General features: G+C 42.1%; 17 protein-coding genes and 1 riboswitch. Of the genes, 6 read left to right on the top strand and 11 right to left on the bottom strand.

Annotation, left to right across the window (positions count from 1 at the left end):
• Positions 1 to 150: 150 nt before the first annotated feature.
• The 3 genes from yajC to FQT67_RS10885 form a co-directional block, all read right to left on the bottom strand.
• A complete protein-coding gene (gene yajC, locus FQT67_RS01300; protein WP_003061950.1) occupies positions 151 to 510 on the bottom strand; it encodes a preprotein translocase subunit YajC in 360 nt (119 codons plus the stop codon).
• A 106-nt stretch (positions 511 to 616) separates the two neighbouring features.
• Positions 617 to 967, bottom strand: a complete 351-nt coding sequence (locus tag FQT67_RS01295) for a thioredoxin domain-containing protein (RefSeq protein WP_003057937.1) — start codon at positions 965 to 967, stop codon at positions 617 to 619.
• Positions 968 to 969: 2 nt separating this feature from the next.
• Positions 970 to 1104, bottom strand: a complete 135-nt coding sequence (locus FQT67_RS10885) for a hypothetical protein (protein WP_261308892.1) — start codon at positions 1102 to 1104, stop codon at positions 970 to 972.
• Between the two features lie 18 nt (positions 1105 to 1122).
• Here FQT67_RS10885 and FQT67_RS01290 point away from each other — a divergent pair, with 18 nt between their 5' ends.
• A complete protein-coding gene (locus FQT67_RS01290) occupies positions 1123 to 1413 on the top strand; it encodes a hypothetical protein (protein WP_012766514.1) in 291 nt (96 codons plus the stop codon).
• 152 nt (positions 1414 to 1565) lie between these two features.
• On the opposite strand, the gene FQT67_RS01285 is transcribed toward FQT67_RS01290, so the two are convergent.
• The 4 genes from FQT67_RS01285 to FQT67_RS01270 form a co-directional block, all read right to left on the bottom strand.
• The gene (locus FQT67_RS01285) at positions 1566 to 5189 is read right to left on the bottom strand and encodes a pullulanase (protein WP_046177208.1); all 3624 of its coding nucleotides are present in this window, start codon (positions 5187 to 5189) and stop codon (positions 1566 to 1568) included.
• Positions 5190 to 5354: 165 nt separating this feature from the next.
• Positions 5355 to 6968: an alpha-glucosidase gene (locus tag FQT67_RS01280; protein WP_022554186.1), complete on the bottom strand. Its 1614-nt coding sequence runs from the start codon at positions 6966 to 6968 to the stop codon at positions 5355 to 5357.
• Positions 6969 to 7049: 81 nt separating this feature from the next.
• Entirely contained in the window at positions 7050 to 8183 is a 1134-nt protein-coding gene (ugpC, locus tag FQT67_RS01275; RefSeq protein ID WP_003057915.1) for a sn-glycerol-3-phosphate ABC transporter ATP-binding protein UgpC, read from the bottom strand.
• A 297-nt stretch (positions 8184 to 8480) separates the two neighbouring features.
• Entirely contained in the window at positions 8481 to 9329 is an 849-nt protein-coding gene (locus FQT67_RS01270; RefSeq protein ID WP_046177224.1) for a PucR family transcriptional regulator, read from the bottom strand.
• A 328-nt stretch (positions 9330 to 9657) separates the two neighbouring features.
• Between FQT67_RS01270 and ska the strand changes: the two genes are divergently transcribed.
• Positions 9658 to 10980, top strand: a complete 1323-nt coding sequence (ska, locus tag FQT67_RS01265) for a streptokinase (protein WP_046177209.1) — start codon at positions 9658 to 9660, stop codon at positions 10978 to 10980.
• Between the two features lie 97 nt (positions 10981 to 11077).
• On the opposite strand, the gene dtd is transcribed toward ska, so the two are convergent.
• A complete protein-coding gene (dtd, locus tag FQT67_RS01260; protein ID WP_046177210.1) occupies positions 11078 to 11521 on the bottom strand; it encodes a D-aminoacyl-tRNA deacylase in 444 nt (147 codons plus the stop codon).
• 14 nt (positions 11522 to 11535) lie between these two features.
• On the bottom strand, positions 11536 to 13755 hold the full coding sequence (locus tag FQT67_RS01255; RefSeq protein WP_046177211.1) for a bifunctional (p)ppGpp synthetase/guanosine-3',5'-bis(diphosphate) 3'-pyrophosphohydrolase: 2220 nt from the start codon (positions 13753 to 13755) through the stop codon (positions 11536 to 11538).
• Positions 13756 to 14010: 255 nt separating this feature from the next.
• Here FQT67_RS01255 and FQT67_RS01250 point away from each other — a divergent pair, with 255 nt between their 5' ends.
• The gene (locus FQT67_RS01250) at positions 14011 to 16389 is read left to right on the top strand and encodes a bifunctional 2',3'-cyclic-nucleotide 2'-phosphodiesterase/3'-nucleotidase (protein ID WP_046177225.1); all 2379 of its coding nucleotides are present in this window, start codon (positions 14011 to 14013) and stop codon (positions 16387 to 16389) included.
• Between the two features lie 203 nt (positions 16390 to 16592).
• Here FQT67_RS01250 and FQT67_RS01245 read toward each other — a convergent pair whose 3' ends face one another.
• Both FQT67_RS01245 and FQT67_RS01240 read right to left on the bottom strand, forming a co-directional pair.
• Positions 16593 to 18008 carry a YSIRK signal domain/LPXTG anchor domain surface protein gene (locus FQT67_RS01245; protein ID WP_046177212.1) on the bottom strand — a complete coding sequence of 472 codons (1416 nt, stop codon included), beginning with the start codon at positions 18006 to 18008 and terminating at the stop codon, positions 16593 to 16595.
• Positions 18009 to 18277: 269 nt separating this feature from the next.
• A complete protein-coding gene (locus FQT67_RS01240) occupies positions 18278 to 19819 on the bottom strand; it encodes a helix-turn-helix domain-containing protein (RefSeq protein ID WP_003062175.1) in 1542 nt (513 codons plus the stop codon).
• A 487-nt stretch (positions 19820 to 20306) separates the two neighbouring features.
• On the opposite strand from FQT67_RS01240, the gene nrdI reads away from it, so the two are divergent.
• The 3 genes from nrdI to FQT67_RS01225 all read left to right on the top strand — a co-directional run bounded on the left by nrdI (position 20307) and on the right by FQT67_RS01225 (position 22590).
• Positions 20307 to 20774: a class Ib ribonucleoside-diphosphate reductase assembly flavoprotein NrdI gene (nrdI, locus tag FQT67_RS01235; protein WP_014611970.1), complete on the top strand. Its 468-nt coding sequence runs from the start codon at positions 20307 to 20309 to the stop codon at positions 20772 to 20774.
• Positions 20775 to 20828: 54 nt separating this feature from the next.
• Positions 20829 to 20873, top strand: a riboswitch (PreQ1 riboswitch).
• 181 nt (positions 20874 to 21054) lie between these two features.
• A complete protein-coding gene (locus tag FQT67_RS01230) occupies positions 21055 to 22035 on the top strand; it encodes a nucleoside hydrolase (RefSeq protein ID WP_046177213.1) in 981 nt (326 codons plus the stop codon).
• Positions 22036 to 22038: 3 nt separating this feature from the next.
• A complete protein-coding gene (locus tag FQT67_RS01225) occupies positions 22039 to 22590 on the top strand; it encodes an ECF transporter S component (RefSeq protein ID WP_046177214.1) in 552 nt (183 codons plus the stop codon).
• Positions 22591 to 22660 lie beyond the last annotated feature (70 nt).

Genomic DNA, 22660 nt, shown 5'->3' with positions numbered 1-22660 from the left:
GGTGTCATCTGCCTGTCAAGCATCTGACTAATAACTGACATTTTTTGATGCCTTTGTCAAAAAAGATGATAACGGTAGCTATCCTGTTTCCTCAAAAAAAGCGATGCAAAAGAAAAAGCTTGGAAATTTCCCTCCAAACTTTTAGTCTTTTTAGTTTCTTTCAATAGCACTTTCAGTGTCATCTGTCGCTTCAACTGCCGGCTCATCAACCACTACTACCTCATCTGCCTCAACAGGTGTAAGGTCGGTAGTTGCTTTGGTGACAATACGTTTGATAGCAGACAATTCAAAGGTTAGGAAAACCCCATCCACATCTAAAACGATTTTTTTAGCCGCTGAATCAACTTCGTCAACGATGGCAAACATGCCACCGATTGTGACAACTTCATCACCTTTTTCAATCGCATTCAATTGATTTTGGCGCTCTTGTGCTTGTTTCTTTTGTTGGCGTTGCATAAACCAAATCAAGGCAAGCATCACCACAAACATTAAAATTGTTGGAAATCCCATAATGTCTCCTTTTTATTCTATAAAAGTCATGTCTTACTATAACAAAAATAGAAGCGTATAGCAAGGCAAGACCTTATTTTCTGACAGAGAAAGCCAGGTCAGAACCCTACTCTCTCGTCGTTAAAAAATCCAGGATCTCACTTTCTGTCAAACTGGAATCACAAACGGCTCTCACTTGACCACTGTGAATCACCAACAAGGCTGGGACAGTCGCTAAGTGATACTCTTGGCGAAAGGCTTGAAGGGCTTCGGCATCAATGGGATTTTCACTATTAACAAAGAACACCTTCTTCTGATGATCCTCAGCAACTTGAGCCAGTTTTGGAGCAAAAAGGCGGCAAAAAGGACAGGTTGAACGCCCTAAAAACACAATCATATCTTTGCCATTCTCGATGGCTTGTTTTACCTCACCGATTTCCACCGTTGTAAACTGAGCTATGGTTTCTTCAAAAGTCATTGCTAATCTCCTTTGTCTTGGTCTTGTCCCTTATCATACACCAAAGGAGTGGCTTTCTCAACTAATTCCGTCTTGAAAGGGTTACCATTTTCTTTTATAATAAAACTAAGGTAATACGACTCTCTTTGCGCCCTCATAGAAAGGAACTTAGCCAAATGTTAGCACAGTTTAGACCCCTTATCAATCGCTATGCCAAACCCTACCTCGTCTTAGTTTGCCTGCTATGGCTGGCCATGTTTTTTGTTAGATGGGATACAATGGTTTTGGGTTATAACCTTTACTTTTTAGTGATGCAAAAAGGGTTTCTCATCCTCGGTATCCTGACTATTTTGATGGGAGCTATCAGCAAGCGGTGGGGGCTCATCCTATTTGGCTTACTCTTTTGTGGTGCGTTTTGGATCAATCTTTTTATTTTCTTTGGCATCTTGCCCGTATTTGGCAATTAATATCATTAGGCTAGAGCTAGATCAACTCCTCTCATAGGAAAGTTGACCCAGCTCTTTTTTGACGCTCAAAAAATCATCACAGCACAGCCGTTTTATTAAAATGCTCAAAAAAACAGAACCTGATGTCTATCAGATTCTGTTAGCGACGATGGTTAGTCTTTTTGACGCTTAGTAAAGAGCCCAAAAACTGCTATTAGCATCGTCATCCCAGTTGCCAATAACCCTTTTGAGGTCATTTCGCCTGTTTGAGGAAGGCTAGCTTGTTGAGGTTTCTGGTATGGTGTCATCAAAGGACTGGCCTTAGAAACAGCCGTTGACACTGGCCTTACTGACTGTTCAGACCTTGCTTGCTGCGTTTGGCTTGGTGCCTCCACTACGCCTGCTGCCACTTTCAAGACAATAGCAGTCAGTCCATCGATAGTCAAGCCTTCTTTGGTAAACTGGACTCCCTTAGGCTTAGCTATGGCAGTAACACCAGCTTGCTCAGCATCCACAAGCACCTGTGCTCCTAACAAATGACGATACCTGTCTGGTAAGACCACGGTGCGCGCTTTGCTATCCGCATTGACAAAAACAGCGTAGCGATCCCCATTGGAAGCAATGGTTTGGTAACCAATAATCAAGTCATCTTTTTGAATATCTCCTTGACCAGCTTGGGTAATTAAAGTCACATCACGGTTGACATCTGCCATACTTGCTTTTCTGAAAGCATCGCTTGAGCGACGAAGGGCAATTAAGCCCTTGGTGTAAGCCTGTGTTTGGTAGCTGATTGGATTCACTTGACCATCTGTTGCCTTTGCCCAGTCAAAATGATTGACCGCATCAGACGAATCATAAGAATCGTGGATGAAATAAGGGTATTCTGCTACGGCATCAATCAGGGTCGCCTTATTTGGCACCTTGTCATCAGCAACCTTTGTTTTGTAGTCAGGATTTAAAAGGTGTTTGGTCCGTCCATATTCCTGACCAGAATGGATAAAGGCCGTCCCTTGAGCGGTTAAAATCAAGGTATTTCCTAAACGAATACGCTTGTGAATCTCTTCTTCGGCAACTTTAGGATCCTTATTAATGGATTTAGCAATAACATCATGTAAGGTCAGATTGTCGTGGGCTGCAATATACTGCACTACATCTCCTGGGGCATCCGCTTCAAAATTACCAGGTTGTGCTTTGATTGTTTTGAATAAACCTTCTAGATTTTTTGCGCCACCGGTAATAAAGGCCGCTGTGCCTTCATTAGGAAAACCTGATTTGAGGGTGTTTCGAATATCGTCTGAGAAGACCCCAACCGTATTAGTTGCCTTCATCCAGTCTTGGTCGGCTGCTGTTTCTTTTTTCCCTTCATCACCTTGGTAGGTACGCCAGCCTTCACCAATCATAATGGTATTAGGGTTAATGGCCTTAGCTGCTTTGAAAGCTTGCTCAATGGCTGCCGCATCATGGTCACCCATCATGTCAAAACGGAACCCATCCACCCTGAATTCACGGGTTAAATAAGTGATCGAATCCACCAAGATACGACGGCTCATGGCATGTGTCGTTCCTAGACGACCTCCACCAAAGCTTTCTCTTGCTGTGCCGTCAGCATTCATAAAGTGATAATAGTTGGGTTCCAAATCTTCAAAGAGATAAGTTCTAGCCGTGTGGTTATAAACCACATCAAAAATAACACCCATGCCACGCTTGTGTATCTCATTTACCAACTGTTTAAGCTCTGCGATACGTAAAGCAGGGTCGTTAGGATTTGCCGAATACATGCCAGAAAGGGCAAAGTAGTGTTGTGGGTCATAACCCCAGTTGTAATTATTGTCTGAAGACGTATAAGCTGTTGAGCGGCTCTTGTCCAGCTCATTGACATAAAAATAACTCAAAACCGGAAGCAGCTGAACATGGGTAACTCCTAACTCTTTGAGGTAATCGAGTTTCTCTATAAAAGCAGCAAATGTTCCAAACTCATTCCTTAATTTACCGTCAAGACTTGGGTCTGAGGTAAAATCTCGCACATGTGCTTCATAGATAATAGCGTCTTCACGTTTTTTAAAGTTGTTAATTTTGGCAAAATCAAGGTCTTTCGGGCCAGCGAGACTTGGGTTGACAAAGGCAGCCTTAGCGGTTTTAATCTGATCATTGGCGGTCGCATTGTTCCAAGCGGCTAGAGATTTGGCGTAAGGGTCCAAAACCATGACTTTTTCCTGACCGCGCGTGATTTCATAGAGGTAATAGTAGCCTGTGTAATCACTAATGCCCTTGATACTATCAGAAGTCAGATGGGTTCTCCAAACACCCTTGTCCGACTTGGTCAAATCAGCTTGACCAACCACCTTTGTCTGATCTTGTTTATCGTAAACGACAACCTTAACACTGTCAGCACTCGGAGACCATAGTGCTAAATCAACTGAACCATCCTTAGCTAGGGTAGCTCCAAGTTCACCATCGTAAGCATAGAGTTTATCTTTTAATTGCCAGGATTGGCGAGCGACTTGGCTAACTTCTCCAAATGTAACAGTATAGACTGCACCTTGTGCCTTAAAATCACCCTTTAATGTCATTACAGACTTATCCTTGTCAAGTGTCAACTCATCAATTGCAACAGCTTTCCCTGCTTTGTCAGTGATCTTGATGTTTTGTTTCACCGTATCTTCATCAAGCCCATCTAAGGTCGTAAAAATGGCTTTAATCTCATTTGGCGTGGTTTGTTCAGCTCCTTTGAGACTAACCTGATCAATATAATAAGGATTGTTGTAGACTTTTGGGTCAGTGTCTTTGACAAAAATCTGAGTGTGATTGTCTAGATCTTTGAAAAGGTAGTCCTTAGGTTGAACTTTGATGGCATCGCCTGACTTGCTCTTATCTAAGATTAGGAAACCAATCTCCTTGGCACCTTCTTTTAGAGGCACATCCACATAAACACCATAAGGCCCTTTATGTGACAAGTCAAGTCCATTTGGCCAGTCGGTCGTTGGGGTTTTGACATCTTTAAAGGTCCAGACAGCTAAGTTATCGTAGTGTCCCGATTGATTGTGGTAGTTGATTCGAAGGTAACCTTTTTTCAAAGGTCGATAAGCGTGCGCATGGTAATTCTCGTCTATCCAAACTTCATTCATTTTTGGCGTTAACAACTGGAAGTGCTGGTCTTTTGAAAGGTTTTCCCCAGCCTTGTTGTTGATAAGGTAAGAGATTTGCTTCCGTTGTTTCTCTGCTAATTTGACATCAAGATAATAGCCATAATCATCTTTTTTAGCAGTTGCTAGCGGAATGGCACCATTTGGCCAATCTTTTGAAGGCTGGTCCACATCATCCCATACCCAAAGGCCCAAACTATCAAGCGACTGGTCTTTTGGCAATGCTTTTAAATGCAGCCGCAAATGATTATCCGAAATCGCTGGAGCTTTTGCTGCTGCATCAGTCGCAAGAGGCTTAGCTGATTCACTGATTTTGTCAGCTTGGGAAGCATCTGCTTGATTGGTTGACAGTTGAGGCTCGGTCGCTTGACTTGAATCGCCGACCGCTTCCGTCCTTTTCTCAGAACTTTCTGGAGTTAGGCCAGCGCTTGCATTAACCGCTTCATTAACAACTGAATCAGCTTGTTCTGTTGCCTGCTTCTCATGTTCTACTTGAGTCTGCGTGACCCCAGTTTCTGGGCTACTTTCTTGTGCCATAACTTGTGGACTGTAAAGTAAGATACTAGCCCCAGTTGCTACGGATACAACACCTATGCTCAACTTTTTGATGGCATATTTGTACTGTTTAGACCCTTGTGTGACTCTCTTTATCATAAGACCTCCCTATTGGTAAAAGATTCTAACAAACTTATCTTAACACATTACGCAAACGCTTGCAATAGCAAATAAAAGCCTTTCTTGCTATCAAGCAAACACCCTAGAAGACCAAAAAAGCCAACCGGAATTCCTCCGGTTGGCTGTTAATGTCACAACAATAGGTTAAACTGATAGCTTCACACAAAAGGCATCCCAAGGTTGTAGGTGCTTGGTCTCTAACACTTTGTCCACATCTGTATTGGTGATGACCACTTCTGCACCCGCTAAATCTTTGGCAAAGACTTGCTCTTGATCAGACACATTGACAACAATCACATATGTCTCTTCTCCAAATTGTCGTTGGTAGGCAAACACTTTGTCAGCTGTTGGCAAGAGGTGATAATCCGCTTCAACTAGCCAGTCTTGATCCTTACGCAAGGCGATTAGTTGTTGGTAGGTGTAAAAAATGGAATCCTGGTTAGCAAGGGCATCAGCCACATTAATCTCCTGATAATTAGGATTGACCGGCAGCCAAGTCTCTTGGGCTTCAGAAAAGCCAGCATGTGTGTCCTTAGACCACTGCATTGGCGTTCTGGCATTGTCTCGTCCCACCTTGCGAATACTACTCATCACACGCGCAGCTGGTACCCCATTCTCCATAGCTTCCTTAGCATAGTTGAGTGACTCAATATCATCAACCTCAGTTAAGTCTTTAAAAGGATAGTTGGTCATACCAATCTCTTCCCCTTGGTAAATGTAAGGAGTGCCTCGCATCAAATGAAGCAAAATAGCCAAAGCCTTAGCAGACTTTTCACGATAGATGCTGTCATTGCCCCAAATAGACAAAACCCGTGGCAAGTCATGGTTATTCCAAAAAAGTGAATTCCAGCCTTCTCCCAACTTTAATTCTGTCTGCCACTTGCTGAAAATGGTTTTAAGAGCAGGAACATCCAGTTCTTCCGCATAATCCCACTTAGGAGCGTTTGGTTTGTGTTGCAAGCCCACATGCTCAAATTGGAAGACCATGGATAACTCTTTGTTCTCAGGGCGAGAATACTGGCGAGCAATTTCAGGCGTTGCCCCCCAAGTCTCACCGACAGTCATCACGTCATGATTTCCAAAGGTTGCTTGATTCATTTCTTTGAGGTAATCGTGTAAGCGCGGCCCGTTACCCGTGATTTCCGAATCTGGAATCTTGCCAATCAGGTCAATCACATCCATCCGGAAACCACCGATGCCCTTGGCAATCCAGAAATTCATCATGTCGTAAATTTTTTGGCGCAGCTGAGCATTTTCCCAGTTCAAATCAGGCTGTTTCTTGCTAAACAAATGCAGGTAATACTGCCCTGATGCCTCGTCTAATTCCCAAGCAGAGCCTGAAAAAATAGACATGAGGTTGTTTGGCTCGTCACGCCAAATATAGTAATCACGCTCAGGACTATTGGGATTTTCTCTAGCTTCAACAAACCAGGCATGCTCGTCAGAGGTGTGGTTGACCACCAAGTCCATGATAATCTTAATGCCGCGCTCATTAGCTGCTGCTAAGAGGTCATCCATGTCGTCCATGTTCCCAAAAACTTCTGCAATGGCTTCATAGTCAGAGATGTCGTAGCCATTGTCATCCATGGGTGATTGGTAAACTGGTGATAACCAAATGGCTGTAATGCCAAGTTTTTGCAGGTAATCCAACTGACTGGTAATACCTTTCAAATCGCCAATCCCATTGCCACTAGTGTCTTTAAACGATCTTGGGTAAATTTGATAAATTGTTGCCTTATGCCACCATTGTTTTTGCATTGTCATTCTCTTTTCTAATCAGTAAGAACACAAAATCCTCAAAAGACCTTTGAGGATTTTGCTATATTCTAGGAGGTCTATTTAACGAATAGCTTGTTCTGTATCAAGGTCAAAGAAATGACCTTTTGCCACATTGAAGGTCAAGCTAACTTGCTCACCTGGGCTATGGAAATCACGCGCATCTACACGAGAAGCGAACTCTGTTTGGCCAAGTTTAACGTAAAGCATGGTTTCAGAACCAAGCAACTCAGATACCAAGACTTCTGCAGTCACATTCGCATTTGGATAAGTGTCATGCACGATTTGGTTGCTTGAAATATCTTCTGGACGAATACCAAAAGTGACTTTTTTACCTTTGTAACCAGCTGTTTCAAGCATTTTAGCTTGTCCTTCTGGAATAGCAATATCAAGGCCATCTTCACTCACAATACGACCGTCTTTAACTTCCACTTCAAAGAAATTCATGGCAGGGCTTCCGATAAAGCCGGCAACGAATTTATTAGCTGGAAGGTTGTACAATTCTTGTGGTGAACCCACTTGTTCAATTTTACCGATGGTTCCGTTTCCTTGAGGGTTTTTAGTAGCACTCATGATAACGATACGGTCTGCCAAAGTCATGGCTTCAGTCTGGTCGTGGGTAACATAAATAGTCGTTGAGCCGATACGACGGTGAATTTTAGCAATTTCAGCACGCATGGACACACGAAGCTTCGCATCCAAGTTTGACAAAGGCTCGTCCATCAAGAACACTTTAGCATCACGGACAATAGCACGCCCCATGGCAACACGTTGGCGTTGTCCACCAGAAAGGTCAGCCGGTTTACGTTCCAAGAATTCAGTCAACCCAAGAATTTCCGCAGCTTCTTTCACACGACGGTCAATGTCATCTTTTTTATATTTACGTAGTTTAAGACCGAAAGCCATGTTATCATACACGGTCATGTGTGGGTAAAGAGCGTAGTTTTGGAATACCATGGCAATGTCACGGTCTTTAGGAGACTTGTCATTCACCACTTCGCCATCAATTTTCAATTCCCCTTCAGAAATATCTTCAAGACCAGCGATCATACGAAGCGTTGTTGATTTACCACATCCTGAAGGCCCAACAAAGACGATAAATTCTTTGTCTTTAATATCCAAGTCAAAGTCCTCAACGGCATAATGCGTTGTGTTTGGGTATTTTTTATAGATGTGATTTAGATTTAATTCAACCATGTGTAACTCCTATTGGGCCAGCAAGCTTTCTAGCTGACTGCAAGGCTAGACACCGCTGACATTTTTTTGATGCTTTTATTGTACCAAAAACAGCGCTTTCAAAACAGAGACAAAGCGACCAAACTTCTTTGGGCACCTTGCACAATAGTAGGGCTAGTCCAGTCGTGAGGGATAATAAAACAAGAAAATCATGTCGAAACACAGCCCATTCACAGGAAATAAAACAAGCTTCACTGTCTATTGTTCTCCTTATCAGCTTCAGTCAAGGCATCAAAAAAAGAAAGCCCTGTGGCTTTCCTAATATTTCAACAGAAAAAGATAAGCAAAAGCCAAATCATCCAATTGCTTGAGATGAAGACCAGATTGCTGAGCAAATTTATCAAGCTTATACTGCAACGAATTGCGATGAATGTAGAGGCGCTGCGCTGTCTGCACCAGATTGCCGTGTTCTGACCATAGCGCGTGAACCACATCGGCCATATCACTTTGAGGATTTAGGAATTGGTGAAACTGACGCGTTAAAGCTGGGAAAGATTGATGAGACAAAATGGACCAGAGCATCACTTCTGCAAAGGTTAACAGTTTTCCTCCAGACTTTTGCTTTAAATAAGCCGTGAGTAGCTGACATTCCTCCTCAAAACATTCTCTCAATGTGCCTGCAGCTACCTGATACCAGGCATTTCCAACAAACATGGTTAAGGCCAAACCAAAATCACTTTCTAGCGTTGGCAAGAGACCTTCAAGCGAGCGCAAGACCTTTATTGAAGTTGCTTGTCGACATAAAAATGCCGTTTGGGTTGCACTGATAGGCAAAATGACCTCAAGCCCTGCAATCATCTGCTGGAGCAACTCAACTAAGTCATCTGGTAAAGCCTGCTGATGATTGAGGTAAATAAACTGAGAAGTCTCAAACAGCTGAGGGGGATTGCCCTGATGATCAAGCAAATACCGCTGCCAAGGTGACCCTAGCGGCTGCAAGACCTCATATTGACCCAACCCCACCTCAAGTAATAAGCGCTCTTTTTCGGATAAACATGATTTGGGAAAATGCACATATTGGTCCCCTTCTTTGATACTCACCCACTCTTTATCTCCTAACGGATGAGGGCCTACTTGCATCTCTGGAAAATAGTCTTTTAGCTCCATAGCCATTCCTTTCATGACGGTCTTTAAACCATTATAACACATGACTCTTTATCACACAGTTCAGTTTGTTGTCAGCACGATTTTGTATTTTCTGACTTTTTAATCATTAAAGCTAAATAAGGGTTATTCATTTTTAGCAAGAACATTCAATTAAATAGCTATTTATCGGAAGATTAATTTATGTTTATGCTAAAAAGGTATTATTTTCCTTTTTTTCATTGTCATTAAAATATCATTTTAAAAAAATCATTAGGTTTTTATTTGTGTCTTTAAAACCATTATGTTATTCTAATAATGGGGATTGAAACTTAACTTTTAGGAGGTTTCTATGAAAAATTACTTATCTTTGGGGATGTTTGCACTGCTGTTTGCACTAACATTTGGAACAGTCAATTCTGTCCAAGCTATTGCTGGACCTGAGTGGCTGCTAGACCGTCCATCTGTCAACAACAGCCAATTAGTTGTTAGCGTTGCTGGTACTGTTGAGGGGACGAATCAAGACATTAGTCTTAAATTTTTTGAAATCGATCTAACATCACAACCTGCTCACGGAGGAAAGACAGAGCAGGGCTTAAGTCCAAAATCAAAACCATTTGCTACTGATAGTGGCGCGATGTCACATAAACTTGAGAAAGCTGACTTACTAAAGGCTATTCAAGAACAATTGATCGCTAACGTCCACAGTAACGACGACTACTTTGAGGTCATTGATTTTGCAAGCGATGCAACCATTACTGATCGAAACGGCAAGGTCTACTTTGCTGACAAAGATGGTTCGGTAACCTTGCCGACCCAACCTGTCCAAGAATTTTTGCTAAGCGGACATGTGCGCGTTAGACCATATAAAGAAAAACCAGTACAAAATCAAGCGAAATCTGTTGATGTGGAATATACTGTACAGTTTACTCCTTTAAACCCTGATGATGATTTCAAACCAGTTCTCAAAGATACTAAGCTATTGAAAACACTAGCTATCGGTGACACCGTCACATCTCAAGAATTACTAGCTCAAGCACAAAGCATTTTAAACAAAAACCACCCAGGCTATACGATTTATGAACGTGACTCCTCAATCGTCACTCATGACAATGACATTTTCCGTACGATTTTACCAATGGATCAAGAGTTTACTTACCATGTCAAAAATCGGGAACAAGCTTATAGGATCAATAAAAAATCTGGTCTGAATGAAGAAATAAACAACACTGACCTGATCTCTGAGAAATATTACGTCCTTAAAAAAGGGGAAAAGCCGTATGATCCCTTTGATCGCAGTCACTTGAAACTGTTCACCATCAAATACGTTGATGTCAACACCAACGAATTGCTAAAAAGCGAGCAGCTCTTAACAGCTAGCGAACGTAACTTAGACTTCAGAGATTTATACGATCCTCGTGATAAGGCTAAACTACTCTACAACAATCTCGATGCTTTTGGTATTATGGACTATACCTTAACTGGAAAAGTAGAGGATAATCACGATGACACCAACCGTATCATAACCGTTTATATGGGCAAGCGACCCGAAGGAGAGAATGCTAGCTATCATTTAGCCTATGATAAAGATCGTTATACCGAAGAAGAACGAGAAGTTTACAGCTACCTGCGTTATACAGGGACACCTATACCTGATAACCCTAACGACAAATAACCACGATCTTCTGAAACGATGAGATTAACTGACAAAAAAAGCAAGCAACATGCTATCAACAGTTGCTTGCTTTTTTCTAACCTCTTAGTTGTAGAGACTAGTGACATTTCGTGTCTAAAATAATCGTAACTGGTCCATCATTGATGAGACTAACCTGCATATCTGCCCCAAAAACGCCACGCTCAACTGGCACAAAATCTGCCAATTGTTCATTAAAGCGATTATAAAACTGGTTAGCCATATCAGGCTTTGCAGCTCCTGTAAAGGCAGGGCGATTTCCCTTTTTGGTGTCAGCATAAAGGGTAAATTGCGACACAGATAAGATACTACCCTTGATGTCTTGGATAGACTGATTCATCTTGCCATCAGCATCTGAAAAAATGCGCATGTTGACTATTTTTCGCACAGCGTAAGCCAAATCTTCTGCAGCATCATCTGGGCCTACGCCTACTAACAACAATAACCCTTGATTGATAGCGCCAGCAATTTTCCCATCAATAGAAACAGAGGCCTCTTTGACCCGTTGCAAGACAAGTTTCATGTTTTTATCCTTTCTTAGCCATTGGTCCGCTTCACGCTATAAACATCTGGAACTGCCTTAATTTTTTCGACAACAGTTGTCAGATGCGTCAGATTTGGAATGCCAAAGCTCACGTGAATATTCGCAAACTTCATGTCCTTGGTTGGCTGGGCATTAACGGTGGAAATACTCTTGGTAGAATTAGACAAAATCTGGAGGACGTCATTGAGAAGGCCACTACGATTGAGCCCATAAATATCAATTTCAGCTTGGTAATCTTTGCTGGAGTTATCCAAATCCCATTCCACTTCGATGAGACGCTCTTGGTAGCCATCTTGACTCTTGATGTTATTACAATCCGCACGGTGGATGGCAATGCCACGCCCCTTGGTAATATAGCCTTCAATGGGATCCCCAGGTACAGGATTGCAACATTTAGCAATCCGCATCAAGAGTCCTGAAGCCCCTTGGATAATAACCCCATTTTCACTGCGAACCTTGAGAACATCCTTGTTTTCGTGCTTGATTTCGCCACCGTTAACCAATTCCTCTGCTTCTGCCTTAGCCTTGGCTCTTTCCTCTTCACGGCGTTCTTTTTCAGTTAATTTATTAAAGACACTGACAGGACTAATGTCGCCAAAACCGACCGCTGCGTAGAGCGATTCTTCGCTCTTCACACTGACTTTTGGAAGAATAGCTTCAATGCGTTTTTTATCAAGGTATTTATTGGCAACATAGCCCTGCTCTTGGAAATAAGAAACCAGCATGTCACGGCCTTTATTCACTGACAACTCTTTGTCTTGGTTTTTAAAGAACTGACGAATCTTGTTGCGAGCCTTATTGGTTTTTACCAACTTAATCCAGTCACGGCTCGGCCCAAAAGAGTTAGGGTTGGTGACGATTTCCACCACATCTCCCGTTTTTAACTTGGCAGTGAGGGGAACCATACGGCCATTAACTTTGGCACCTGTCGCTTTTTCACCCACTTGCGTGTGGATGGCATAGGCAAAATCAATTGGTCCCGAGTCCTTTGGCAATTCCTGCACAGCACCTGTCGGTGTAAAGACGTAAATACGTTCTGAGAAAATGTCTTCTTTGACCGAGTCCACAAAGTCCACTGCATCGCCATTTGACGCATCTTGTAACTCCACAAGCTCTTTGATCCAGTTCATGCCAACCTTTTGTTCGGCCTGATTAACCTTGCCGCGGACGCCTTTTTTATAAGCCCAGTGAGCAGCTACCCCGTACTCAGCCACTTGGTGCATTTCCTTGGTGCGGATTTGAATCTCAATCGGACCTTTAGGGCCATACACGGTGGTATGAATAGACTGGTAACCATTAGCTTTAGGCGCGGCAATATAATCCTTGAAGCGGCCTGGCATTGGACGCCACAACTCGTGAATGTAACCGACCATAGCATAAACATCGCTCTGCGTTTCCATGACACAACGGATAGCAATCAAATCAAAAATCTGATCAAAGCGTTTTTTCTTGTCCCGCATTTTCCGATAAATAGAATAAATGTGTTTTGGTCGACCATAAACATCACCAAACAAGCCTTGCTCAGTGGTATAAGACTTGATTTTGGTAACAATATCATCCACCAAAGCTTCACGCTCGCGACGTTTTTCATTCATCATATGGGAAATCTTATAAAACTCCGTTTCGTTCAGGTAACGGAAAGCCAGATCTTCTAATTCCCATTTGATACGACTAATCCCCAAGCGGTGCGCCAAGGGAGCATAAATTTCCATGGTTTCGCGTGAAATACGCTCTTGCTTGTCCTTGCGCAGATGCTTGAGGGTCCGCATATTATGCAAACGGTCCGCCAATTTCACCAAAATCACTCGAATGTCTTTGGACATGGCCATCAACATTTTACGGTGATTTTCAGCTAACTGTTCTTCGTGCGATTTGTACTCTACCTTACCTAACTTGGTTACCCCATCAACAATATCACGAACATCTTTGCCAAAATCAAATTCAATGTTATCTAGGGTAATATCAGTATCTTCTACCACGTCATGCAAAAAACCACAGGCAACCGTCACAGCATCCAAATGCAAATCTGCCAGAATCCCCGCCACTTGAATCGGATGCACAATGTAAGGCTCTCCTGACTTTCGCACTTGATAAAAATGAGCAGCCGTTGCATAATCCAAAGCTTTTTTCACAAAGGCCGCATCGGTCTCATTCATGTATTTGGCTGCTAAGGCAACAACTTCTTCTCCTGTTAAATTGATTTCTTTTGCCATTTATTTCCTCGTCTAAGATTTCTTTTCCCTATTTTAACACTTTCACCCCAAAATCAAAAGGAGGAATCCTTAAAGAAAGCGGTTAGAGAAAGCATTCGTCATCGAAAGTTTTTGACTAGGTCATTTCTTTTTTGATGAACCAAATATTTTCTTTATAAAACCTAAAAATAGTTCGCATTTTCAATTGATACAATCGCTTTCATGAGCTATAATGAGTAGGTAACATCATTTTTAGGAAAAAGAGGAGATTTTATGATGACAAAAGGTTACATGTCAAAAAGTGCCATTTTTTTGGCCATGTTAGTTGCTGCTGGCTCTGCCCAGCTTACCAAAGCAGAGGAAACCACTGCTGTTGAACCGCTGACAACGACTGCTAACACCACAACCAGCACTGCAGTCCCTGCAGAAACAGCTCCGCTAGTAGCAGATACTACACCAGCAACAGCTACTGCTGATACAGCCGTTCCAAGCCCTGTAAACTCTACAAGTTCTGAAATGGCAACTGCATCAGCTGACAACGCTACCGTGACGGCTCCTGTGGAAGGGCAATCTGTTGACGTGCGTATTCTATCAACAACGGACCTCCACTCTAATTTGGTCAACTATGACTATTACCAAGACAAGGAAGCCCAGTCCCTTGGCTTAGCCAAAACAGCGGTGCTTATCGATGCAGCCAAAAAAGAAAACAGTAACGTTGTGCTCGTCGATAATGGTGATATCCTCCAAGGAACCCCATTAGCTACTTACAAAGCTATTGTTGATCCTGTTGAAGCCGATGAAGTTCACCCTATGTACGCTGCCTTGAAGGCCCTTAACTTCGATGCCTCTACTCTTGGTAACCACGAATTTAACTATGGCTTGGACTACTTAGACCGTGTCATGGCAACTGCCGGCCTACCAATTGTCAATGCCAATGTCCTTGATGCCAAAACTGGAAAGCCTAAATTTAAACCCTTTGATATCATAACCAAAACCTTTACCGATAAAGATGGCAAAACTGTTTCCTTGAAAATCGGTATCACAGGCGTTGTCCCTCCTCAAATCATGAGTTGGGACAAGGCCAATTTGACAGGCAAAGTCACTGTCAAGGATGCTGTCGAAGCCGTCAAAGAAGTCATCCCTACGATTCGTGCTGCAGGTGCAGACCTTGTCCTTGTCCTTGCCCACACTGGTATCGGTGATGACGTCTATGAAGTCGGTGAAGAAAATGTTGGTTACCAAATTGCTAGCCTTGAAGGTGTTGATGCAGTGGTCACAGGCCATTCACATGCTGATTTCCCAGCCTTACCAGATGGCAGTTTTTACGATAACCTCAAAGGTGTTGATGGTAAAAAGGGCTTGATTAATGGCGTTCCTGTCACCATGGGCGGCAAATACGGTGACCACCTCGGCTTAATCGATTTGAACCTCACTTACACCAATGGTCAATGGAAGGTCAATAAAGACCAAAGCCGTGCTGAAACACGTCAAATTGACAGCAAATCAAACCAAGTTGATCCTACTATCGTCGCGCTTGCCAAAGAAGCTCATGATGGCACCGTTGCCTACGTTCGCCAACAAGTTGGAACAACCACAGCCCCAATCAACAGTTATTTTGCCTTGATCAAAGACGACCCATCCATTCAAATCGTTAACAATGCGCAACGCTGGTACGCAGAGAAAGAATTGGCTGGCACACCTGAAGCCAATCTCCCATTATTGTCAGCTGCTGCTCCATTCAAAGCAGGCACACGAAATGATGCGTCAGCTTATACCGACATTCCTGCCGGTCCAATCGCTATCAAAAATGTCGCTGACCTTTACCTGTACGACAACGTCACTGCTATCTTAAAAGTGACTGGAGCTGATTTGAAAGAATGGTTAGAAATGTCTGCTGGACAGTTCAACACGATTGACCCAAGTAAATCAGAGCCTCAAGATTTGGTTAATACGTCCTATCGCACTTATAACTTTGATGTGATTGATGGGCTTACCTATGAGTTTGATGTCACTCAAAAGAATAAGTACGACAGCAAAGGTAATCTGGTCAATCCAGACGCTAGTCGTGTCCGCAACTTGAAATACATGGGCAAGGACATCGATCCGAAACAAGAGTTTATGGTCGTGACCAATAACTATCGTGCGAGTGGTAATTTCCCTGGTGTGAAAAACGCCACCCTTAACCGCCTGCTCAATCTTGAAAACCGTCAAGCTATTATCAACTACATCGTTTCAGAAAAAACCATCAACCCAAGTGCTGATAACAACTGGTATTTCGCTGATACCATCAAAGGCCTCAACCTTCGTTTCCTCAGCGCTGACAAAGCTAAGGGCTTGATTGGTAACTACAAGGACATTAGCTATGTTGGTCCTTCATCTGTGGAAGGCTTTGGTGATTACAGCTTTACTTATGTCGCACCTCGTCAAGCCGAGACAACAACCCCAGCCCTTCCTGGCAAGACCTTGACGGAACAAGATCGTCAAGCCATCCATCAACTAGCAGCCCGTGTGTACCAAGAAACACACCAAGCAGCTAGCGGAAAAGACAGTCAACTACCTACAACAGGTAGTGCAGACTCAAAAGGCCTCGTCTTCTTTGGCATTAGCCTAATGGGATTAGTTGCCGTCTTTAGTCGCAAACAGGAGCGCAACTAAGATTTTCTGTCACTAGAAGATGACCTCTAGCACCTTGCCTTAGACACTACTCACAGATGCCTTCTCTCTGATCTATTAAAGATAGGGAGAGGGCATTTGTTTTGTTGTCTATTCTCCTCAACTGCTTTTCTGCTTGGCTTCATAAAAAAACAAACTAGCTAATGAAAGCTAGTTTGTCTTATTTTGGGAATAGGAATGTTTTTTTAGTTTTCTTCTTTGCGTTTTGCAACTGCTGCTACTCCAGCTGTTGCCATAACAGCAAGGGCTGCCGCTGTGAAGAATGGGTTAGTTGCTTCACCTGTTGATGGTAACTGTCTCTTAGTTTCCTTCATTGGCTCTTTGTTTTGGTTAGGTTTTGTACCTGCTTGTGGTGCTTGACCTTTACCTGGAACAACTTTGTTTCCTGGTGTTGCTTCAGGAGTTTGTGAGTCTGATGCTTTTCCAGCTCTTAGTTTTGCAAGTTCTTCAGCTTGTTTTGCTAATTTTTCTTTGAGTGCTTTTGCTTCTGCTTCAAGTTTTGCTTGTAGCTCAGCTTTTTCTTTTTCTGTTAATTTCTTGCTTTCTTCAAGCTCTTTGTTAAGTTTTTCAAGAGCAGCTAATTTGCTGTTTGCTTCTTCTAAAGCTTTTTCAACTTGTTTCTTAGCTTCACGTGATGCGTCCAAATCACGGCGAAGACCTTTACGGCTTGCTTCTGAAATCTTGTTTTGTTCTTCAAGTTTTTGGTGTTCAGCTTCTAATTGTTTCTTAGCTTCACGTGATGCGTCCAAGTCACGGCGAAGACCCTTACGGCTTGCTTCTGAAATCTTGTTTTGTTCCTCAAGTTTTTGGTACTCAGCTTCTAATTGCTTCTTAGCTTCACGTGATGCGTCCAAGTCACGACGAAGGCTTTGACGATTGGCATTTAAAACTTGACTTTGATGTTCAAGATCAGCTTTTTCTGTCTCCAAAGCAGCTTTTTTTGCCTCCAAAGCAGCTTTTTCTTCTTCTAATGCCTTGATTTTAGCTGAATCCTCTGTTGAAAAATTCATTGCGCCTTCTAATGCTTTTTCAAGCTCAGCCTTACGTGTCTCTAAAGCAGCTTTCTCTGCTTCTAATTTCTCACGGATATGAGTTTGAACTTCAGCAAGGTCTTGATAGTTAAGTCGAGCTTCCTTTAGCTTCTCTTCAACTTGAGCTTTCTCTGCTTTTAATTTCTCACGGATATGAGTTTGAACTTCAGCAAGATCTTGATAATTAAGTCGAGCTTCCTTTAACTTCTCTTCAACTTGAGCTTTCTCTGCCTCTAATTTTTGAATTTTACTAGCATTTTCAGATAGTGATTGATCACTTTTACCTAGTTCTTTTTCAGCTTCATCCAACTTTTTAGTTAACTCCTCATTTTTTTTAGTTAACTCCTCATTTTTTTCATACTGTTGAAGCCATAAGTCACTAGGTACATATCCAAGTTCTCGCAAGGCGTCTGCTCTAGCTTTATCATATGTAGGATGATTATTCTCAGCCTTAACTTCTGTTTGGCTTGCTAGTCCTGCCCCTAAAACAGTCAAAGCTACTGCTACTGATGCAGTACCTGTTTTTAATTTTCTAAGCGAATAGTGCTTATTTGTGTTTTTTCTAGCCATTTTTTCTCCTTATTTTTCTTAAGTCTAGATTTTTAGACAAGGCAGACTTGTGCCTTCCCTATTAATTCTATTATAGAGAATGGGCCTTTGAAAGGAAAGGTCACTTTTTGTAGCGATTATTAATTTTTGGTTAGATTTTTACGATTAAAATATTTTGAATAATCTAATGTTATAAACGGACAAAATTAATGACGTTCCAATCCTAAGGGTAGCCGTAACGCACTCATGAAAATAGACCTACACTACGGTGTAAGTCTCGCTTTTTTACATCAGCTGGTGCTCATCTGGTTAAGAGCAACGCTTTCAAACAGTTTGTCTTCTCCCACCTTTACTTTTAAAAAGTCAGTGAGTTTATCAGCAACCACGCTAGGAATCATCTGATTGAAGAAGAGGATCTCCGAATGATTATTTTGTTCCAGAATCACATCTGTCACAATGACATCATACTCTTTGGCAAGGGGAAGCAGGTCGATTTTAGGATTGCCTAAGTCATCAAAGCTAATAATCTCAAAAAATTCCCCAAAATATTCCTTTAAGAAGTTACCAACGTTGCTGTAACTTCTTTCAATAACCAATAACTTGAGTTTGCGTCGTGATTGACTAATCTTCAAAAAGAGATTTTCCCAGGTGATGAATAAGCAATACAAAAGGTGATTTCGTATTCCCTCATTAAACTCCTGATGATCTAGGGCAAAGAGGTCTTCGACATAAGTAAGGAAAGTATCATAAATCACGCGATAATGTTTGTGAAAGAATTTGAGGTATTCCTTTTTATAATCGTAAATCAAAAAGTTAGCACTGATGTCCTCTTCAGCCAAGATAACTGTTGTTTGGAGATGCCTAGCTAGTTCGTATTTATTTGAAATACTTAGTTGCAAACTTTTTTCAATCTTGTCCAACAAGGCAATCCAAGGCACTATTTGGTGTGACGAAAGCGTCTGTTCGCGTGCGCTATCATCTGATTGAAGTAATTTCCCAAGTTCTAATGCAGGATTGAGGTAGTTGGAAAAAATCTCAGCGAGTGCTCGTGCGTCCAAGGGCTGATTGTATTTAAGGGCAAATAAAGCCGAGAGGTCTTTCATTTCCAAAGAATCTTCCAGAACCTTCATAAAGAGATGCTCTAAGCCTTTGTCTTTGCGATTAAGGGTAAAGCCTTTCTGGAAACGAATCAAATTTACCCCGCTTAGTATCTTCAAGTGTTGGAACAAGGCAAAGTTGACTGAAACATCTGTTTGTTTCACCATCAATGCAATCAAACGTTCTAGATTATTTTGGTTAATAATCTCCGCAAAAGGCCATTCCGAAATGGTATAGGCTTCCGAAAAATATTTGAGGTAAAAGAGACGGATATGGTGTTCGTCACCCACTACCATCACTGGTCTTGTGGAAATCTTGATGCCAAATTCTTTTTTGAGGTAGCCATTTGTTCGGGTAATCAAGCGTTTTAAGGTGGATAAGCTAATAAACAAGGCGTCCGCCAAGTCCTCTAAAGAATCAAATTCCTTAAAAAATAGGGCGGATAAGAGCTGCAGGGACTGGGATTCTCTCAGCGCCCTTTGATAGACTTCTTGCAAGCCACAATGGTCATTATAGTCAATAGTTAGGTAACCATCTTCATAAGTAATCCGGCCGAGGGATTCCATAAATTGTAAATTAGCAATACAGGCTTGTAAGGTTGACACTGTACTATCTAGTACTTTGCACAGTTCTCTATCCTTGTACCCCATTCTTCCTGAATGTTCTGTTAAGTGGGCAATTAACTCAAGCTCTCTCCATTGCTGCTTGGTAAAAAGTTTACTAGCATGCGTCATGTCAGTTCCATATCCTTCTTTAGTGATTTCAATTATTATCGAGCGACTGTTGCAGTCGTTAACTTTGTTGCAAAACGACTAAATTATAACATATTTAGTCTTGGAAAACTTATCAAAACAACTGACAGTCTCACTCAAAACTGTGAAGACACTATTTAAAGAGTCACTTTTTCTGTAAAAACATAAAAAGTGAACCAAATAAAAGCTTCGAGTTAACTCATTTTAGCTTTTTCTTTGATTTTAGACAATTAGTATGTGTTTTGGTATCTGATATCGGGTCATGTTTTTTCTCTTTCAACTTTTGTTTGACTTGTTTTGTGGCAGTGTGAGAGACGTGACCCAGACCTTCACTTCAGTGCCAACTAAATACCTCTTTATCCTATTCATAGGAAACATTTCAGACAGTTTTGAAAGGCTATAACTTGTTTGTTGCCGGGACTTGTGCTAATCTTGGTAGTGATGACTGATAATTTAGATAGGAGTTTTTATGTCAGACTTAACCATTGTTTTTATCAGCCTTAGCGGCAACACCCTTAGTTTTGTGAAACGCCTTTCCCTTTATTTAACCGAAAACCATGAGTGCCATGTCAAACAGATTAACATTAAAGACCTGAAGCATGAGACTTTTCCCGTCGAGGAGGATTTTGTAGCGATGCTGCCCACTTATCTAGAAGGAGGAAATGGGATTGACTCTGGTGAAGTGGAAATTTTGACAAATCCTCTTGGAGACTTCATTGCTGCTCATGACAATTACAAACATTGCATGGGGATTATTGGTTCGGGGAATAAGAATTTTAACAACCAATATTGCCTGACTGCTAAACAATATGCTAAGCGCTTTGGCTTTCCTATGCTTGGGGATTTTGAATTGCGGGGCACAAATGATGATATCGAGCGTTTAGCGAAGATTATATTAGAGAGAAGAGATGCCTTTAGGGCTTCCTCTGAAGGCTAAGCTTTACAAGTGTCTCAAATCATAGTAGACTAAGGTTACACAAATCAGGGATTTCCTGGACTGGTTCGAAAACTTCCCAGAATAAAAAACTAAGTAACAAGCTTTCACAACCTGGCAACGTCTTGTCAGGTGCTATTTGGTGTCTTCTATATAACACCTGTTACCGTTTTTTCCAGTCTGGGACGTCCTGTCTCAGACTTTTTTTGATTTGACTGATGTTGTTGTTAACTATTTTTTCCTCAAGGCAAGAGGAACTCTGTTACTCATTAGAAAGGTTTTTATGACTAAGCAACCTATTATTATTGATTGCGACCCTGGTATTGATGATAGCTTAGCGCTTTTATATGCCCTGAAGCACCCGAAACTTGAGGTCATCGCCATTACACTGGTTCAAGGCAATGTCCCTGTTCCCATCGGCTTACAAAATACCATTCTTCTTTTAGAACGGGTGAACCGCCTGGACATTCCTATCTATCTAGGACGTGGCATTCCTCTAGAAAGGGACTATGTTTCTGCTCAAGATACGCATGGCATAGACGGTCTCGGCGATAGCCTGCTCCAACCTTCAGTGATCAAAGAAGCTGAAGCCCTGCCCGCTGCCGATTTTTTAGCCCAGCATTTCGCTGAGCCCTCTGAGACGGCTATTATCGCCCTTGGTCCATTGACCAATGTGGCAGAAGCTTTGGGGCAAAACCCAAATATGGGCAAACATTGCCAACGTTTTGTCAGCATGGGAGGCGCCTTCAAAGCTCATGGCAATTGCTCTCCGGTGGCCGAGTACAATTATTGGTGTGACCCTCATGCAGCCAGACTAACCTTTCAACAGCTGGGCCGCAAACTTGAAATGGTGGGGCTAGATGTGACGAGACAGATTGTCTTGACCCCAAACCACTTGTCTTACATGGCTCGACTCAATCCTGAGGAAACCGCCTTTATTGAAAGCATCACCCATTTTTATTTTGATTTCCACTGGGAATACGAACATCTGATTGGCTGCGTCATCAATGACCCTCTAGCCGTGGTCTATTTCTTGGCTCCTACCATTTGCCAAGGTTTTGACAGTTATACGGATGTGGCAACAGAAGGGATTACTCTTGGTCAAACGGTTGTCGATCAATACGATTTTTATCATAAGAAGGCAAACAGCCATATTTTGACGACGGTGAACAGCAAGGCTTTTTGGTCCGAATTCATCGCTACTATTTTAGAAGTCCCTTTGCATCAGGTCGTTCGAGACCTTGACCATTTACAGTTAGGATAAGCCATGACAAAAATAAAAACACAGGTTTTAACCTTTATCGCCGCTGCAATTGCTCTTAACTATCTAGGAGCTAATATCGCCCTCTTTCTCAAATTGCCCCTTTATCTGGACATGATAGGCACACTGCTAATCGCTCTTTTATTTGGCCCTTGGCTTGGCGCAGTGACTGCTATTGTTAGCGCGCTTCTTTCTTGGATGACAACGGATATTTTTGCCCTCTTTTATGCTCCAGTGGCTATCATTACTGCTTTGACTGCTGGGGTTTTCCTGCGTCAGCATAACAGAGCTAAGGACTTGATTTGGAAGGCTTTATGTATTTCCTTTCCTGGCACACTAGTGGCCTCTATCATTACGGTTATTCTCTTTAAAGGGATCACCTCAAGTGGCTCCAGTCTCTTGGTGCAGATATTACATGGATTGGGACTTGACTTAACGGTCAGTGTTATTGTCATTCAGGCAGGTACGGATTATTTAGACCGTTTGGTTAGTCTACTCCTCGTCCTCATGATTAGCAAGGCTTTACGGAAACAGTTGCCTCATCTTTTCCAGATTTAGAAGGATCTTGTGTCTTGAAAAATGATATAATAGAAGAACTATATGGATTTTTTCAAAGAATGGAGTACTT

This window comes from Streptococcus sp. NCTC 11567 (genome assembly GCF_902141215.1).
Classification (GTDB): domain Bacteria; phylum Bacillota; class Bacilli; order Lactobacillales; family Streptococcaceae; genus Streptococcus; species Streptococcus dysgalactiae.
The sequence above is the reverse complement of the archived record's forward strand: the minus strand, read 5'-3'. Positions and strand labels throughout refer to the sequence as shown.